Genomic DNA, 255 nt, shown 5'->3' on the forward strand with positions numbered 1-255 from the left:
TGCACGTGGTAAGACAGCGACGTTAAAAGGTAAACAGCTTAGTGTTTCCTTAACGGGTGGTAAAACATTTGCAATGAAGCATAAGGGAATTTTCTTTGATCCGCAGGTTCAGCTTGTTTACCAGAACCTTCAGTTTGATCGTGTGCGTGATGTTGATAATATTGATGTTGATCTGGGCAACGCTGATCAGTGGACAGCGCGTTTTGGTGGGCGTTTTACCAAGGTTCTTTCTAACCCTGAAGAAAACCATGTTAT

At 42.7% G+C, this 255-nt stretch carries 1 protein-coding gene; it reads left to right on the forward strand.

Going from position 1 to position 255, the window contains the following annotated elements; genetic code table 11:
- The coding region (locus J7R07_RS08150; protein WP_208436341.1) for an autotransporter domain-containing protein at positions 1-255 on the forward strand (255 nt) is incomplete at both ends.

It is taken from the genome of Bartonella phoceensis (genome assembly GCF_902825145.1).
GTDB classification, from domain to species: domain Bacteria; phylum Pseudomonadota; class Alphaproteobacteria; order Rhizobiales; family Rhizobiaceae; genus Bartonella; species Bartonella phoceensis.